Annotated in this window: 13 protein-coding genes; 3 read left to right on the forward strand and 10 right to left on the reverse strand. The window is 37.2% G+C overall.

Features of this window, described 5'->3' with window-relative positions:
* Positions 1–28 precede the first annotated feature (28 nt).
* Positions 29–1927, reverse strand: coding sequence for a leucine-rich repeat domain-containing protein (locus BLV86_RS11575; RefSeq protein ID WP_090817462.1), 1899 nt, complete (start codon positions 1925–1927; stop codon positions 29–31).
* 256 nt (positions 1928–2183) lie between these two features.
* On the opposite strand from BLV86_RS11575, the gene BLV86_RS18315 reads away from it, so the two are divergent.
* On the forward strand, positions 2184–2891 hold the full coding sequence (locus BLV86_RS18315; protein ID WP_090817465.1) for a hypothetical protein: 708 nt from the start codon (positions 2184–2186) through the stop codon (positions 2889–2891).
* 97 nt (positions 2892–2988) lie between these two features.
* On the opposite strand, the gene BLV86_RS11585 is transcribed toward BLV86_RS18315, so the two are convergent.
* The 7 genes from BLV86_RS11585 to BLV86_RS11615 form a co-directional block, all read right to left on the reverse strand.
* Positions 2989–4236 carry a haloacid dehalogenase-like hydrolase gene (locus tag BLV86_RS11585; RefSeq protein ID WP_090817468.1) on the reverse strand — a complete coding sequence of 416 codons (1248 nt, stop codon included), beginning with the start codon at positions 4234–4236 and terminating at the stop codon, positions 2989–2991.
* Positions 4237–4482: 246 nt separating this feature from the next.
* Positions 4483–5094: a hypothetical protein gene (locus tag BLV86_RS18320; RefSeq protein WP_242873297.1), complete on the reverse strand. Its 612-nt coding sequence runs from the start codon at positions 5092–5094 to the stop codon at positions 4483–4485.
* A 406-nt stretch (positions 5095–5500) separates the two neighbouring features.
* The gene (locus tag BLV86_RS11595) at positions 5501–6190 is read right to left on the reverse strand and encodes a hypothetical protein (protein ID WP_090817471.1); all 690 of its coding nucleotides are present in this window, start codon (positions 6188–6190) and stop codon (positions 5501–5503) included.
* Between the two features lie 20 nt (positions 6191–6210).
* Positions 6211–6819 (reverse strand): hypothetical protein, encoded by a 609-nt coding sequence (locus tag BLV86_RS18325; RefSeq protein WP_242873298.1) that lies wholly within the window; start codon positions 6817–6819, stop codon positions 6211–6213.
* A 177-nt stretch (positions 6820–6996) separates the two neighbouring features.
* Positions 6997–7689: a hypothetical protein gene (locus BLV86_RS18115; RefSeq protein WP_090817473.1), complete on the reverse strand. Its 693-nt coding sequence runs from the start codon at positions 7687–7689 to the stop codon at positions 6997–6999.
* Between the two features lie 202 nt (positions 7690–7891).
* Positions 7892–8581, reverse strand: coding sequence for a hypothetical protein (locus BLV86_RS18120; protein WP_090817476.1), 690 nt, complete (start codon positions 8579–8581; stop codon positions 7892–7894).
* 342 nt (positions 8582–8923) lie between these two features.
* Positions 8924–9937 (reverse strand): hypothetical protein, encoded by a 1014-nt coding sequence (locus BLV86_RS11615; RefSeq protein WP_090817479.1) that lies wholly within the window; start codon positions 9935–9937, stop codon positions 8924–8926.
* 678 nt (positions 9938–10615) lie between these two features.
* Between BLV86_RS11615 and BLV86_RS11625 the strand changes: the two genes are divergently transcribed.
* The gene (locus tag BLV86_RS11625) at positions 10616–12076 is read left to right on the forward strand and encodes a hypothetical protein (RefSeq protein WP_090817485.1); all 1461 of its coding nucleotides are present in this window, start codon (positions 10616–10618) and stop codon (positions 12074–12076) included.
* 185 nt (positions 12077–12261) lie between these two features.
* Here BLV86_RS11625 and BLV86_RS11630 read toward each other — a convergent pair whose 3' ends face one another.
* Positions 12262–16446: a protein kinase domain-containing protein gene (locus BLV86_RS11630; RefSeq protein WP_139297914.1), complete on the reverse strand. Its 4185-nt coding sequence runs from the start codon at positions 16444–16446 to the stop codon at positions 12262–12264.
* Positions 16447–17059: 613 nt separating this feature from the next.
* A complete protein-coding gene (locus BLV86_RS17875; protein WP_175456530.1) occupies positions 17060–17206 on the reverse strand; it encodes a hypothetical protein in 147 nt (48 codons plus the stop codon).
* 273 nt (positions 17207–17479) lie between these two features.
* Between BLV86_RS17875 and BLV86_RS11635 the strand changes: the two genes are divergently transcribed.
* Positions 17480–17695, forward strand: a complete 216-nt coding sequence (locus tag BLV86_RS11635) for a hypothetical protein (RefSeq protein WP_031547778.1) — start codon at positions 17480–17482, stop codon at positions 17693–17695.
* The last annotated feature ends 4 nt before the right edge of the window (positions 17696–17699 follow it).

A 17699-nucleotide genomic window follows, 5' to 3' on the forward strand; every position in this document is an offset into this window, starting at 1 on the left:
AACTCAAGAGCTTTCAGTCTTGGTAAACTTATGCTTCAAGTCTGATATACAGACTCTCCTCCGATCCGGTGTGGAAATGAACTTCCTCCGTTGAACCGTCTGCCTTCGTTAATGTTCCGGTCAGGATGTCATCACTGTAAAATCCGGTATCGTATGAAAGCTTCTCTATCCAACCATCACGACAGAAGAAACCCTTCGTGGTCACGATGCGGTCCTCCGGATCCGCATTCATATCAGCTTCGTAATTTACGGTAAGCAGTTCGCGTCCGTTGATCTTTACACTTAAAATATTATCATCGAAAAGCAGTACAACGTCGGCAAGACGTCCTTCGCCGACATACTCATCGCCTGTAAGCGCTGAAGTCCAGTAATACGGCACTTCTCTTTCCTCTCCAAAATCAGATGAGGCTGAGGTGCTGCTCTCTTTACCCGGCTCTGCCTTCGACGCGTTTTCCTTCCAGGTGTCCATACGCTTCACTGCAGATGCCGGAGCATTAACCACACATCCCTCAGGGAAGCTCGGATGCTTCTCATCCTGTCCGTAGTAATCAGCTATGGCACCGGTAAATTCAGCAGACTTGAGCCCTTCGCACTTTCCAAAGGCATCAGGTCCTACACTGCTAATACCGTTTCCGAAGGTAACCTTTGTGATGCCCGCACATCCTGTAAATGCATACTTACCAACATAAGCAAGGCCGTCCGGGAATACCAGTTCTCCCGTTAATCCTTCACAAACGGAAAATGCGCTATCCTTGATATGTGTGAGTGTTTCAGGGAATCCTGCTATGGAAGTAAAGCCATTGCAGCCTGAAAATGCAGCCTGACCTATGGAAATAAGTCCTGAAGGAAGCTTCAAAGTACCGGTAAAAGCAGTTCCACCAAAAGCATGGTCACCGATAACCAGCAGCGATTCGGGCAGCTCAAGCTCACCGGTAAGACTATTGCAACCCCTGAAGCAGCCGGAACAGATGTATTCCAGATTTTTCGGAAGCTTAAGCGAAGTGATGCACTCATCTCCTTCAAAGGCATTGTTCTCCATAAGCTTCAGGCTGTCTGGAAGCACCACCGAACCTTTAAGTCTTTTCATATAGGATAATCCACCGTTTCCTATATGCTCAAGTCCCTTAGGCAGAGTTAATGTTCCATCAAAGCCGCATCCGCAGAACGCGTGGAAATCGATATCTTTAACACTGTCCGGAATCACAAGATCACCTGTGAAGTTCTCACAATGGTTAAAGCAGGAGTACTCAATCTTTTCAAGATTTGCAGGCAGCTTCAGTTTCCCGTCAAAGCCGCACTCGCTGAAAACCCAGTCTCCCATGGAAGTCACAGAATCCGGAATGATCAGATCTCCTCTCAGTTTTCGAGCCCTGATAAAAGCACATCTTCCGATCTTTTCGAGACCGTCCGGCAGTTCCAGAGTGCCTTCCGCATTTTCAAAGTCTGCAAATGCTTCATCTCCGATCTCCTTCAAAGACTTGGACAGCTTGATACCTGTAAAGCCCTTGCAACGCGTAAATGCATAGTCGCCCACTTTCTCAACCGAATCCGGAAGAATAAGCTCACCGGTCAATCCCTCACAACCATAAAATGCAAATTCGCCTATGGTTTTCAGAGTGCTTGGTAGCACAAGTTCACCGGTAAGGTTCTGGTTCGAATAAAATGCATTTCTCACAATGGACGTGATTCCCTCGCCGATAACCAGCTTCTGGATCTTGTAATCCGACCACATGAATTTCTCCGCTTCCATCTCTCCGGTACCCGAGAAAGTCAGAGTTTTGGTTGATTTATCGTAAGTCCAGGTTATATTCTCACCACAGGTGCCTGTTTCCCCCTTGGTCTTTTCACCACCCATGGCCTCCGATCTGCATCCGAATAATCCAAATAACATCATTAACCCCACTAAAATAATCCATACTCGTTTCATCCCACATTGTTCCTTCCTTAAACATGAAACACCGGTTATCTATAAGAAATATTCTACCATAATCTCAGTATTTAACACATATCTCACATCTTATTATATATACATTTATCCGTGTCCTGTTCACCGCAGAGGATTTCTATCCAAGATCTTTCTCTCTTAGGGACATTTCAGGCATCTGCCTTAATATTTGTCAGTATTTTGCCGATTGACTATAATGGGAAGTAACTAAATATTTGAATATGATGGGAGGTATCTAATGTTCAGAAAAATAATGAAAACAATTGCCGCGACTGCGCTTGTGGCAGCTGCATTATCAGCAACTTCTTTTGCCGGACAATGGCTGCAGTATGGCTCAGACTGGTACTATCAGCAGGATGACGGGTCCAATGCAAAAAACCAGTGGGTAGGGAACTACTATTTAGGAAGCGACGGAATCATGTACACGAGTTCCTGGACTCCCGACGGATACTATGTTGACGCCAGTGGTAAATGGGACGGAAGACCCTCTGTAAACACCGGAACCACACAAGAGCCCGTGAATACCATAGGACAGTATATTTACAACAGTCCCCTGGTAGCTGATATGATCAACACTGACGAAATGACCTGGAGTTATGGCGGAACCCCGGTACAGATCATCCAAAGCAACGATACGGCCTTTTACGACAGGGGTACCTACTATGAGATACCTAACTGTGATGTATTGGGAGCTTACTATGATGAGTATGGTGAGCATGGCTATTACACTCTGGTTACAGGCCCAATTTACGTAAGAAAGAACGCTACGGTTAATAAATATGACTATAATACCGGCGCTACAATCACTATAACCGCCGAGCAGGTTGTACAGCAGTACGGTTCACTCTATGAAGGTGGATACATTTCACTGTGCACCATTGGTTGTGCTACTTCTTTCGATGCCAATGGCTATATCACAAAGCTGTCGGTTCATGCCTTTGAATAACTCGTAATCCACCGGGAACGAAGCGGATTACCAAATGAACAATATAAAAAGAGCGAGGATGAAACTTTTTGACGGTTTCATCCCCGCTCTCTCGTTTTTATGCCGCAGGAGCCAGGGCTTCATCTACCCCGACTTTCTTTGTAACACTGTCGCCGTAAATGGTTGTCCAGTCATTCTTCATGGAAACCGGAATCCAGTTATTTTCGGCACAGCTCTGGTACATGGCATTGGCCTTATCAAGGTTACCGTTTTCGCGATCCAGATCATCACAGCAAAGCATAAAGGCAAGGCTCTTGTACGGATTTTCGGTAATGGTGTACATAGCCATGCTGGCATCGCTCATGGTATTGCCAAAAGAAAGTACCGGCTGCACTCCTATCTCCTGAATGATGGCAGTTGTTTTGTTCATGTTAACATTCCCTCTCAGGAATTGACCTCCAAGAACAATTTTGTCCTTACCGGTAAATGTATAGCTCAAACCATCCTCATCCTCCTGTCCGGTGGCAACAACGCTTTCGTCAGTACCGATTATCTGACGCATGGGAACATTAAGAGGAGAATTCTTCACAATACTTCGAACTATAAATCTGTCGGATCCGCTCACAACATAAACGGTGAAATCATTGGCCTGAAGATACTCAACTATCTGAAGCATGGGGAGATACCAGGCGTCTCCACGGAGAAGCCCGTTGTAACTCGGCATGGGGAGCTGCTTGTAATTCTGAATATAAGTATCAAACTCTTCCAAGGTCATGCCGGCAAATGAAGAAGCTATACTCTTGGCAATGTCCATAGGAAGGTTATTTGCTTTTTTACCTTTTTCGTTAAGATCAACTATCTTCTGGGCGGTAGCTTTTTCAAACTTTTTCGCCCTGTAACAGTCGTCCTCAAAAACACGATAAACCAGCAGGTTGTACCAAAAGTAGTTCGGATCTGTCTCGCAGAATAATGTTCCGTCAAAGTCAAAAACCGCTATACGTCGATCTACCGGTATGAAATTCGGACTGCTCTCTTCTGTAATGTCAGACATATAGGATATAAGCTGCTGCTTTGTCAGAGCTGAATCTGTCCAGTAAGTAAGCATGTTATTGCCGGTTTCAACCGCCATTTCTGCTGCAGAGAGCTCAACCGGTGCTTCTGTTTCGGGAACTGTTTCACCAATGGTCTCCACCACTTCTGCCATTGTTTCTTCTATTGTATTTGCCGGTGTTTCTTCGGCCACCGTACGGGACTTAAGCTTGCTGTTTATAAGTGTGACCATGGCAACTGTCAGAGCTATCGTTACCGCGATGAGCACTATGGCTATATATTTCCATACTATAGATGTACTGTTTTCTCGTTCCAATGTTAACCCCCTGATGATCAGCGAACTTGAATTGTTGATTTGCTGTATTGAAATCGATAACTGAATTATAGCATGATAGAGGCGCTAAAAGTTGATATTTCGGTATTATTTTTATAGAGAGATAAATTCAAAAAGAATATGTCTATGCGGAAACTCAGTTTATTATTACGCTGTTGAGGGCGGTTCTCCGTAGAGAACCGCCCTCATTATACTTCAAAGAATAATTTCCAACTATTTTTTCAATTGTCAGTAAACATAATCCCAAATATTCATCTTTTCGAATGGGTTTTCAACAGGAGTTCCATCCAAAAGTCGTTCGAATCTATATAAGGTTTCGCCAGTATAACGATCGATATAGTAACTAGCAGATGCACCTGTATAGGATCTGAATGCAATCACAATCTGGTTATCATCACTTGACGCTAATGCCCAACAAGCGCAATTACCGTTTTCTCTTAAATCTTTTATCGTAGGCCATTCTTCGTCCAAATAGTTCTCGAATGCATCAAGTGCCTGAGAATCAGTTAATCTTCTGGTTGTGGTTGAATTTGTATTTGTTGTACGGGCAACATTCTTAGTTTGAACTCTTCCATTATCAACCCAGGCGCCGTTACTATTAACTTCATAACCATCCGGTGATACTGTATCAACAAGCAGATAACCCTTTTTATTAAAATAGTAACATTCCGCCACACCGTCGTTATTTCCATCAATCCAATCCCAGGTTGAAGCAGGATATGTTCCGTTTCCGTAATCATACCACCACCCGGTGTTGTTCTTTTTCCATGTTCCTGCATTTGCAGCAAATGATGCCAGCGCAGAAATAACTAATGTAGCGATTAATAAGTGTTTTTTCATAACTTCCTCCTTAGTTTTACTACCCACATGATCCATATTATAGACCTTATAATCCAGTCAGAGTAGAACAAATGCTAATTTTTACGGCATGAAATAAATTGATTTGCTTGATGAGTTTAATATACACTTTTATTTCACTACAGTTTTCCGGGAATCTGTACTTTCTGGTTACTGACGCTTATATTCAAGATATTTCGGAGGATGTATTTATTTTCCTTTACAGTGGTTTAATAATGATAAATAGAAGATTATACCCTCAAATCATCCAAAAGAAAGTAAACAAATAACTGAATTATACCATGTCTCGAACTACAAAAAAATCAGGCTGCCGATTGACGACAGCCTGATTTAAACTACATTAACCTGAAATAATCTTCCTCTATGTTGTATAACGAGATATTTTTAGCTACCTTTTTACCATTACATAGTAACCATCACATACACCATCCGGATCGTTACATGTATGAATAATTATTTTACCATCAGAAATAGCATTTATTTCAACTGGACACGGACCATCAGGATAATAACTATCCTCAACGAATGTTGAATACATTCCGTATTTTCCATATGATTCTTGTATCAGATTACCACAAGTGACTTTATGTCCGTCCATGAATAGTTCATAGAACAAGCCACCTCCATAATATGAAATTCTTATTAAATCAAAACCATATATAATTCTTTCTTTATAAGATGGTTGACCCAAAAGAGCAACGTATTCTGTACCTGAAGCAAAATAGTATGTACCTGTCTGTAAATTCCCGTATAAGCCATTTGGAGCAACAACTTTAGTCTGAACATATCCGTCATTTGGAACACTTGTATTAACAACAGATATCCATGCACCGTTTCTATCAACAAGAGATCCATCCGGAGTTACTGAGCTAGTAACCAGATATCCTTTATCATTAAAGTAATAGCATTCTGCTATATAATCCGAATCAGAATCTATCCACTGCCAGCAGGAAGCAGGATAGGTTCCGTTTCCGTAATCATACCACCATCCTATGCTGTCCTTCTTCCATACTCCTGCACTAGCCATAAACGCTGTCAAAACAGAGATTACAAATGTTGTGAATAATAATTTTTTCATACGCTTCTCCTGCTTAATTATCAGTATAAATAATCCCAAAGATTAAAACTTCTATCTGTTAGTGTTTCTGTTCCTTCTACAACATCTAATCTTGTCACATAAGTATATCCTGAATAACGATCAATATAATAATAAGATTGAGCAGCTGTATAAGATCTGAACTTGATAAGGATCTCATTTTCATCACTTTTTACTAAATCCCAGTACCAAGTTGTATCTTGATAATATTCTTCTTTTAATTGAGGCATATATTCATACAAATAATTCAAAAATGCTTTTTCTGCCTGCTCATCAGTTAATCTTCTGGTTGTGTTTGAATATGTATTAGTTTTTTGGGCAACATTCTTTGTTTGAACTTTTCCATTATCAACCCAGGCGCCGTCACTGTTAACTTCATAGCCATCAGGTGATACTGTATCAACAAGCAGATAACCCTTTTTATTAAAATAATAACATTCCGCCACACCGTCGTTGTTTCCATCAATCCAGTCCCAGGTTGAAGCAGGATAAGTTCCATTTCCGTAATCATACCACCACCCGGTGTTGTTCTTTTTCCATGTTCCTGCATTTGCAGCAAATGATGCCAGAACAGAAATTGCCAATGTAGCGATTAATAAGTGTTTCTTCATAACTTCCTCCTTAGATTTTACTACCCACATGATTCAGAATATAGATCTGATAAATCAACTCAGAGTAGAATATATACTCTTTTTACTTGATATGTTTACTATACACTTTTGTTACATTTCAGTTTTCACAAAAATTGTACTTTCTGGGTCTAGTCGTTTATATTCAAATATTATTCATCAACCAAAAGGAAAAGAAGTAAACCTTGTTATATATCCATTTGAATCAAAGTATGTTTTTTCACCGACGGTTCTAAATACTCCGTTGTAATAACTATCCTGATGAAGTGAACCATAATACTGTATTAACTGTTCTGCTGTCATGGTACCACTATTTGTGTCAGCTAAAGCATTCTTTCTGATATATATTGGACCTGTCAGAAAATCATATGTGGAGAAATCTCCATACTCATCAAAACATGGTGCTTCCCATACGCAATTAGGCAATTCATAGTAAGTACCTCTATCGATAATTACATTATCATTAGATCTAATGATCTCTACCGGGGTTCCTGCATAACTTAATTTATTTTCACCCCAAATCGTGCCGTATAGTCTCGGACTGTTATAATGAATCTGTCCTATAGCATTGACCGGCTCATATGTTGTACTTGTGCCATAAGCCGATCTTCCATCCCATTTACCTGTAGCATCAACATAATATCCGTCGGGAGTCCAGGAATTTGTGTACATTATTCCGTCACTGCCAAGGTAATAGTTTCCCACCCACTGATTTCTGGCAAATGAGCCATCACTTTTCTGATAGCACCAATTTTGGCCATACTGTAACCACTGGCCTGCAAATGAAACTGTTGATAATGCCGTTGCTATAAGTACTGCAGCTGCAATTATTTTAAATGTTTTTCCGAACATAACTAACCTCCTTAGTTTCACCTATTACATGACTTATATTATGTTTGAAATCAATTGATTTACCTGATGAGCCTAATATACACTTTTGTATAATTGTAGTTTTCGGGAAATATGCACTTTCTCATTCTTGACGTTTAAATTCAAATCATTAATTGTATGTTCTTAAATTTTTTTAGATTCTGTCAAGTATTTCACCCGTAAATCATTCAAAGCAATGAGCGGTAAACCTTGTTATATATCCATTTGAATCAAATGATGTGCCACTGGCTACAGTATCCAAGGCCAAATATCCCCCTACATGGAGTGAACCATAATTCTGTACTAACTGTTCAGCTGTCATGGTATTGTCAATTATGCGAGCAACCGCATTCTTTCTGACATATAAAGGACTTGATTGTAAAACATAGTATTCATGATCATCGTACTCATTAAAATATGCTCCATACAACCTACCATTCGGGATTTCATAGTAAGTACCCCTGTCGTAAATCACTTTATCAGCACTTGATATAATCTCTACTGGAGCACCATAATAACTAAATGTCGTTTCACCGTAGTTGATCATATCATTAACCCTTGGACTATTATAAAGCAGCTGTCCTATAGCATTGACCGGCTCATATGTTGTACTTGTGCCATAAGCCGATCTTCCATCCCATTTTCCTGTAGCATCAACATAATATCCGTCGGGAGTCCATGAATTGGTGTACATTATTCCATCACTGCCAAGGTAATAATTCCCTACCCACTGATTTCTGGCAAATGAACCATCGCTTTTCTGATAGCACCAATTCTGACCATACTGTAACCACTGGCCTGCAAATGAAGTTGTTGATAATGCTGTTGCCATAAGTACTGCTGCTGCAATTGATTTAACCGTTTTTCTAAACATAATTACCCTCCTTAGTTTTACTACCCACATGATCTATATTATAGACCTAATAATCAACTCCGAGTAGAATTAATAATGTTTTTTACTTGATATGTTTATTATACACCTTTATTTCATTTCGGTTTTACTGGAATCTGTAGTTTCTGTCCACCAACGTTTTAATTCAAAAAAACACTAAATATATATTATTTTACCTGTTGATCCTGTCAGATCTTTTTTTATTAATTAAATTCCTACAATCAAATATTCGGGCTGCTTCGATCGCAGCCCGAACAATTGTCACTATTATGGTTATTATTCTATTTTGAAGATCAGATCTCCATCCGATTGCATGTATATTGCTTAGCTTGTGCAGTACCAGAGAAAACTTCTTCCATCTCCAGTATTGTCTAAACGAAGGATACTATCCTGAGAGCTGAGACCAAAGTTGTAATTGTATGTCGAGCAATCTGATATAGGAATTTCATAGCCGGGTCCGGCGGGGTCGAGGCAATATATTGTTCCGTTAGAGATTCTTGTAACAAATACAGCGTGAGATTTATTACCATTTGAACTGTCATAAAGGTATAAAACTACACCTTCAGGATGCGCTGAAAGAGTACTTGCCAGATTATTATAACGCATATTTCCGACACCACTTCCTACGCTATTGTTCTTAATTGAAGCGTCATCAGAAGTGAATGAAATATTACCATACGTTCCACTCCATGCCATCCCGTACGAACTCCAATAGTTATTCTTAAGTCCTGAAAGGGTGATGCCATTAGGATCTTCACCCCTGCGGATTGCTCTTGATCTCAGCATCATTGCAACGGCAGTCGCTGTACAGTCATTATTGGTTTCCTGATGAAGATAGATTGATGAAATGTCTCCGGTACCACTACTGTTTGTCTGCACACTTGATGATGAACTTCCGGATCTGTCTTCTGCATAATCATTCCCGTCAGATGCCTTGCCTTTCTTCTTAAGCACACCTTTCTTGTTTGACTTATATATATAGCCATTATATGTTATTTCATAATTTTCGAGTAACGGACCTTCTTCTGAAGCATAATACATTGGTTCTCCGGTACTATCCTTAATGATCAGTTTATTCCATGCAAGCGTATATGTTTCATGTGTATTTCCGTCTTCATCATGATAACCCGGGCACCAGAAGAAATAATACTTATTATCTCCTTCAACATTTCTACAATAGCCCTTGGCAAGTTTTCCGTTCTTATTCATGTACGTCCAGGCTCCATCTGCATTTTTCACCCATCCACTCTGCCCGGCCATCGCAACCATTTCAGGTCCGATGAAACAGCTAAGCACAATCGAAAGGACCAAAAAAATTCTTGCTATAACTTTTTTCATATCATTTTTCTCCATTTCTTCTTGATATTATTGTTTACTGATAGTTTTAAATAACTGTAAAACAGCATATTCATTATTTATGTAACAGTTTTCGCGAAATCTGTTTTTATACGTTGCATTAACATAAAGTGATAAACAACCATTCTTAAATGTGAGTTTTAATCAATAGTACTGCTTGACTTTGTTTATGTTTTCAATTGCGCTTACCTTTAAGTCGAATTTCAGGTTTGATTTTAGTATTGTGCAAACAGCATTGGATAAATTAATGTAAATGTTATTGAAATCTTTTGTAGTCGCAGTTTTGAGATGGTCTGTTTTCTCGTAAATATCGATTGCCTTTTTTATATAGCCATCAGTACATTCCAGCTGTTCACTTGTAAGATTAATGCTTGAAGGATCCATATATTTTCTTTTAAAGATTTTTACCACCTCCTATTCGTATTCATTAAAGCATCATGATATTTATATATTTTGGAAACCGGTTCTATAACAATTGTTATGTTCATATAGTAGCATGCATCATTTTTCTGGTTTTCCGGGAATCTGTACTTTCCTTTTAATCATTCCTCAATGATCTGTATTCTCTATAGTATCGGTTTCAAAAGAAGTGTATAATAAAGCCATATAAGTCTTAAAAACCGTATAAAACTACAATAAAAATAAGGGGAGATCATAACCATGGGATTATATACAGAAGGAATCACTTATTCCTATTTATTTCCAAAAAAAGTAGAAGAAATGATTGATACCACTCGTGATATAGAAAACATGTCTCCTGACGCCGGTGCAGAAGCCTGGAAAAAACTTCTCGAAGATTTTTCCAGCGAGTATGCAATATCATCGAAATTTGCCTTAATGCGTATTTTTTATGCCAGATTACTTGGCAATGAAGAACTCGGTGAGGTTGTAAATTATAAAGCAGGAGGTAAAACCTACGAATTATGTGCGCCCACAGTGAAGCAGGCAGAAGCATTTACCAGATTCAATCTGAGTCATTTCGCCGAGTATCTAAACGAAGTGGCATCTGATCGTATTTTAGATTCATCAGATAAAGAAACATGTTCAAAACTAATTGATATAGCATTAAAAAGGACTCGTTCCCTGACATTGATCACAAAAGAAGAGGCTTTGAGACTGGGACATTATCTCGGATTCGATCTTTTGGAAATGTCCTGGTTCTTAAACAGAGTTTTTGTTTTAGATGAAAGTTTTAATTTCAAATTGTCTGATGATATTATAGATGCCTATGTTTTCATCAATAATGACAGTTGCCGCAAGGCCATAGAATTAAAAGAGCGATATAAACAATCTAAGAAAAATACAATTACTGATTCAACTCCTGACGATAAACCTGATGGATTCACTGAACATATCGAACCAGATTTAAAGGAGAAAATCGATTATTGGAAGAAAAACTCACCTGAGAAGATAGATGATTGTTTTATCGAATGGTTAGTTGACAATTCAGCATATTTAGACAAGCCTTCCGGAACAGCCACAGCCATATACAGAGACATTTTTGTATATATTTATAACATTTGCACTACAACACATAATATTCCGTCCTCAGATGAATTTGCTGATAACATGATAAAAATTGCAAACCGTACTTACAAACCATCAGAAGATCAGCGGGATTTATTGTATGATGGAAGTCAGATATCTCCGGACAAATGTGCAAATATTTCCGGTGCAGCAATGACAACAATAAAAGAAATATTCACAGATACAGACGACAGGCAACAGGCATGGCGCTGGGTTGGTGCTTCTTTTACCGGCAGAGCTCAGCTGAAAGATGTACATCTTGATGGAAAAGGAACAGGTTCCCTACTGGAATCTTTGCTAATGGGAAAAACCCACGTCAACAAACAGGATATCCTTATTCTATTATGGAACGGATTCTGTTTATGCTGGGATAATGAATGGTCTTTAAAAGATCCTGAAGACATTTGTGAAACGATCGCCGCCTTAATGGAAACCGCAAATGTAGTTCTGGAAAAATCATATTTAACCGGTTTTTATCCACCTCATCCAATGGAGCAGGTAATGATGAGATCTATTATCAGCGCTCATGTAGATGGAACTCAGTCTCCAGGCTTTTCATATTCTGTAATATGTAATAGTCTTAAAGACAATTAAGAAAGGAGCTCATAACTTTTCCAACAACATGTCCCCCGGACTGTTTAACACAAACAGTCCGGGGGACAATTTCATTTAAAACTCGCTGCTTTCAGTGTTCAGTGATCAAGTCTGTATGCCTCACGGGTATTGATTTTCCATAAAAACAGCTCATATCAACTTTTGCTTTCCAATCAACACCCGGTTTATTTGTTAATACGTTCTTTGGCTTTTTCTATTATATCGTCAATAGAATATCTTTTAAATTCACCTAACTCATTATTAATGGTTTTCACAATAAATACATCATTCGTTTTATCATACCCAACACATGAATCAATCTTACCTATAACTCCGCAATCAGAATCGTGAACATTAAAAATTAATGCATCCCGGTCTATTTGCAAAACGGTATTATTATCATCTAGGTGAGTCCACTTACATTCACTAAGCTCATTAAGACTACCATTTAGGTATTCGTTTAAATCCTGAGCTCCGGAATACGATCCCGTTTCTATATCAAATCTATAAAGGTTTTTGTCCGTTGTTAAAACCATCAGAAAACGATCATCATTACTAACATCAAAATCTATGATTTTATCATAAATATCCTTTAAATCTATCGACTGCTTTTTTTGGCCGTCATTTAAGTAAATATCAATAGTACCATCTTTTAATACAGAAAACATAGTTCCTTTTTCATTCCACTTGAAACTATTATAAAAATTAATTTCATCATCAAGATTTAAGATATGATTCATTTTTGATGTATTAAGGTTTAGAAGATACAAGTCATAACTATTTTGTTCCTGGCCTTTTTCTACATCTCGACTGATAATAAGCATATTTTCACCCTTATTATCAACAGTAAATGATACATCCTTATAGTTTTCCCAGTCTATTTCTGTTTCTAAACTACTAATTATTATTATTTTTTCTATATCAGGATCCCACATATAAAAATCATAAATATATTTATTGCTTTTGTAATGCGCAATCGAAAATATATACTTACCCTTTACATTAACTACCTGTTTCACGGGATTTGTGCTTCCAGAATCTATTTCGATACTATTTTTTTCTCCATTATTTAAATTATATTTAAATACAGCTCCTTTAGATCCATCAAAGCTATATAGAAAATCATTTTCATCAGAATGTCCTATATAGGGATATTCTATATATTCATTGGTGGCTTCAACAGAGTATTGTTTTTCATCATGTAAATCATATACATATATACTTTCGTTATTTTCAAAGCTTTTTTGAATGATCAATCCATTACAAAGCTCCGGGGAATATGTATTATCAACGCCCTCCATTTTTATCGGAGTAAACATTTCGTCATGGCAATTTTCAATCTTCTTTATCTTCTTATCATTATCATTTTCCAGAATATAAAAAACATTGTTAATATATCGTATTTTTTTAATCCCATCCGGCAGAATCCCGACATTATATGACACCGTTTCAAATAATGTCATCATATGTCTTTTTCCATCAGCTGTAACAACGCTGAACTGGTTTGTGGTATTGGTTGGAACCATAGAAATAACCTTATCTGTCAGCATCCACTGATTAATGATTTCTCCTGTGCTATAGTTTATTAACTTGATTTCATTTCCAGAAGACAGCAGTAACAGATTATTATCACAAAGAATACTAAAAAGTTGTTGATCATCTGATATTTGTGCATCTGAAAAAGAACAGGTCCACATTATCTGATTTGAGTCAACATTAAATGCATATACTTCATAACTACTATACGCAGAACTTTCATTGACAACATAATTCTTAGAAACAGCCGTAGTACCTGAACCGTTAGTTTTAGATAATATCACATTATTCTGATCAACTAATCCAATAAATGATAACACTCCTATTTGTGGATTTATTATATCGTAATTTGCATCATTTAAATCAATTAACAATATACTTGTATTTACAGTTTCAGAAAAATATTTATTGTAATCTGCATCATTGGAAAAGGCAGCGTAATCAGGGACTTGGTTTTGGAAAATAAGATTAACAGCTGCTTCTGAACCATCGGGACTTATAGAAATATCATTTCCATAAATGTATACCTCTTCGATTTTATACGGGATTGAATTAACCTTTTTTCCTGTTTCGATATCCAACTCCACAACTTCATTGGCAGTAAAACAAACAACACTATTATGATTCAAATTGATTGCATATTTTAAGAAGCCAGCCGAAAGACTTTTATTACTTAAATCCGATAAGGAAAATGCCTCGTATGTCCAATCATATTTGGAAGTTTTAAAATTATAAAAACATATCTTATTGATTTCATTAAAGATAATATGTTCATCATCATATTGAATAATATTTGAATTCGCGCTTGACGGAACTGAATTTACTTTTTCTCCACTTTCGGAATTCCAAATGTTTATTCCGCTATTCGTATTTATAAATAAGTATTCGTTTTTATTATCAATTATAAAATCATAGATATGGTCTTCTTCTGAATATGTTTTTGTCACTTGATAATTCAAATCATTTTGTTGATATAAATTCAATGATTTACTCAAAATATTCAATGCTAAAGCATTATCAGGTTTTTCTATACCATCTTTATCAAGTGCCTCCAGTGCTGTCTCAATTGCTTTATCTATCTCTCCCGCTTCATACTGTTCCTGTGCAAGCTTAGAAAGATATTGATCATTATGTACAGCTGATTGTATTCTTTCGTTTTTTATTTCCGTATTTTGTTTAAACGCATAAAACAGAAATAGAGCAAGTGCACAAATAACCAATAGACTTGCTTTAATAACCAGTTTCTGTATATATCGCTGCTGTCTGTTTTTTAATGTATCATATGTTGTATTTAACATAGGGGCAGCAATTCTATAGACTGTATCCTTTTTTATTATTTTTAGAATCGAATTGAGACTTTCACCTTTAGCATTCGGGGCATAAAGCTCATCATATTCTATTCCGGTATTTTTATCATGATATTTCTGTATCTTTACAGGAAAAGCTTCCTCAGGTTCTCCATCTATTAAAACAGGTAATATATGTTCCCGGTCATGGGTTTCCAGGAATGTATCTATTTCTTTGTTCACCCATATGCTTTTAGGTGTTTCTTTACTGCAGACAACAATAAGATATTTGGAATTTTTCAGAGCATAATCAATGTTTTCTTCCAAAGAACCCGCTGACAATTCGCCATCATCAATAAAGACTCGTTTAAAGGGTCTTCTATCCTTTGATACATCTTTAGAAGCAACGAAATGCTCCAGTTGTTCCTGCAGCTTTTTTGCAGCAGCACTGTCTATTTCATTATGTTTATAACAGATAAATGCATCATAATATACGGCTTTTAAACCAGCATTTCTGGGAACCACCGCTTCCTTAAGAGCCGTAATATCTTTAAGAGCTTCATCTGCTGTTTGATATCTCTTATCTGGTTCTTTTTCAAGAAAACGCGCAATAATATACTGCAGCTGATCCTGCAGGTGTTTGGGACATTTTATAAGCCTTAATTTTCTGCTGGTAAGATATTTGCCGTCATTAACACTTAACAATTCTGTTTGGTCATATATATTTCCGGTCAACATATACAGCAATAAGCAACCGACAGAATAAAGATCGGTTGCTGTAGTTAATTTTAAATTATCGCCTTCTGTTAAAAACAGTTCCGGAGCCCGGAACCCCGGAGTTGAAAAGATGTGTTTTTTGTCAACAGAAACTGTTTTTTCATTCTCATCAAGTTTTAAGGATGATCCAAAATCAATTATATTGATGAGATCAGATCCATCATCAATGGATCCCTGTATAATAATATTTCCTGCCTGTATGTCGAGATGCAGGTACGCTGCATCATGTATTTCTCTAATTGCAAATAATATCTGCTGAGTAATATGAAGCGCCTTAAAAAGATCAATACGCCTATATTCTTCCAGATATGTTGCCAATGAATAGCCCTTGTTATCCAATGATTCCATAACCGTCATGCAGTTATTGATCCTGTGCCATTCACCGTCGGAAAAACATATATCAACCCTCATAGATGCGTCAATCGACGGAACAATTCTTGAGGAGGTTTTATAAATTGCTGCAGATTTTGAATTTTCAGAAAGCAGATTCTTTTTCGCTGTTTCAAGATACTCTTTAGATTTAGCATCTTCTGTATTACAGGTTATCTCACCGCTTTCTGAACGTATAATCTGAGGTGAATATGGAAAACATTCTTTTAAAGCATACTGAAACTCTCTGCTTACATATTCATCGTCTTGTTCAATCATTTCTATGACCGGATATATGATTCCTCCTCCGCCATAACCAATCGGGGCACCGGTCACTTTGTATATGCGACCTGAATTAAATTTTATAAGTGTACCTATATCTAAGGCTTTACGTTCCAACACTCCGATACCTCCCTAAATCACATTTGTTTTAATTCAGTTTTATTTACCTTCAGAACATTCCTACAGAAACTGAACAAACAACTGAATTATACCATGATAAGAACCCTTAAAAGTGATATCCCGAAATAATTATTTTAATCAAAGAGGAGCTTATGCATCAAAGGATACTGAAATCCCTCGATACATAAGCTCCTCTTTTTATAAAAACAGTAATTGTCAGAAGTGCTTTAACAGCTCATCATACATACAATAGTTATATGGATTCATAACTATTTCCTTTTTTCACCTCTATAGATTTAAGCAATAAAACTTTCCGGTAAACGTATAAACGGAAAGAGTATAATTGAAAGGGTAGAAAAGAAACGTAATACTTTGGAGGTTTTTATCTCCCTGGCAGAGGAGATATGATCATGTACTCATTTCTGCAGTGGTGAATTTATTTATTTCGGAACGTATACTGGCAATACGGTATGCATGACAAATGAGCTCTTAAATCACATCCTGCTCACCGCCGAAGTACGTTTTCATCATCATCCGATAATTCACATACTCCCTATGCGATGTCAAACAAATTGTCTGTGATCGGCAATAAATCTTTATTGTCTGATGGGGATTATCTCTCCCATCTGTACTCATTAACAAAACGTACACAATCTGAAAGATCATTTAAAAAACGGAATAATGTCTTCATAACAAATCCTTTCTGATAACTAACTGTCTGTCGTCTCGAACGACCTGTAACGGTGTCGTATACTAACATCACGATTATCTGCTGTCAATCGTGTTTTTAAATTTGCACAATTTTCGAATTATTAATTGTGCAACATTCACAATCAGCTTTATGTATACAATATTCTGTTGGTTAATTCATTGATTTCCCCAAAAAAATGCCTCCCCACTATCTATTGTGTTATAAGCTCCAATTCTTTCTTTTTTCATACAAGATTTATACATATTTCATAAATGACTTATATTCTTTTTATAGTTGGCGATGAAGATAATATGAAAATTATATTTTTGCAGGGAGGGCAATATGGAATATTTATTTATGAATCTTATTCTGTTTTTTGCAATTGCATCAATAGGGTATTACATTCTTGATGCAGTTCTTTCTCTTTTTGTTCCCGAGTCCGACCCTGTTGAAAGAGTACGTCGTAAAAGACTGGCTTCAAAGTCTTTCACGATGGTAAAAGGCTCAAAAAAGAACCGCAGAGTTCAGAAGTCCATGAAACGTGCTGCAAACTATTAGATCA

The sequence above is a fragment of the Oribacterium sp. KHPX15 genome (assembly GCF_900107835.1).
Classification (GTDB): domain Bacteria; phylum Bacillota; class Clostridia; order Lachnospirales; family Lachnospiraceae; genus Oribacterium.

What these genes read in the sequence shown, in the direction of transcription:
- BLV86_RS11595 (WP_090817471.1), bottom strand. Translation starts at nt 6,190, where the DNA reads ATGAAAAAATTATTATTCACAACATTTGTAATCTCTGTTTTGACAGCG.
- BLV86_RS17875 (WP_175456530.1), bottom strand. Translation starts at nt 17,206, where the DNA reads ATGTTAGTATACGACACCGTTACAGGTCGTTCGAGACGACAGACAGTT.
- BLV86_RS18115 (WP_090817473.1), bottom strand. Translation starts at nt 7,689, where the DNA reads ATGTTCGGAAAAACATTTAAAATAATTGCAGCTGCAGTACTTATAGCA.
- BLV86_RS11635 (WP_031547778.1), top strand. Translation starts at nt 17,480, where the DNA reads ATGGAATATTTATTTATGAATCTTATTCTGTTTTTTGCAATTGCATCA.
- BLV86_RS18325 (WP_242873298.1), bottom strand. Translation starts at nt 6,819, where the DNA reads ATGAAGAAACACTTATTAATCGCTACATTGGCAATTTCTGTTCTGGCA.
- BLV86_RS18120 (WP_090817476.1), bottom strand. Translation starts at nt 8,581, where the DNA reads ATGTTTAGAAAAACGGTTAAATCAATTGCAGCAGCAGTACTTATGGCA.
- BLV86_RS18315 (WP_090817465.1), top strand. Translation starts at nt 2,184, where the DNA reads ATGTTCAGAAAAATAATGAAAACAATTGCCGCGACTGCGCTTGTGGCA.
- BLV86_RS18320 (WP_242873297.1), bottom strand. Translation starts at nt 5,094, where the DNA reads ATGAAAAAACACTTATTAATCGCTACATTAGTTATTTCTGCGCTGGCA.
- BLV86_RS11615 (WP_090817479.1), bottom strand. Translation starts at nt 9,937, where the DNA reads ATGAAAAAAGTTATAGCAAGAATTTTTTTGGTCCTTTCGATTGTGCTT.
- BLV86_RS11575 (WP_090817462.1), bottom strand. Translation starts at nt 1,927, where the DNA reads ATGAAACGAGTATGGATTATTTTAGTGGGGTTAATGATGTTATTTGGA.
- BLV86_RS11625 (WP_090817485.1), top strand. Translation starts at nt 10,616, where the DNA reads ATGGGATTATATACAGAAGGAATCACTTATTCCTATTTATTTCCAAAA.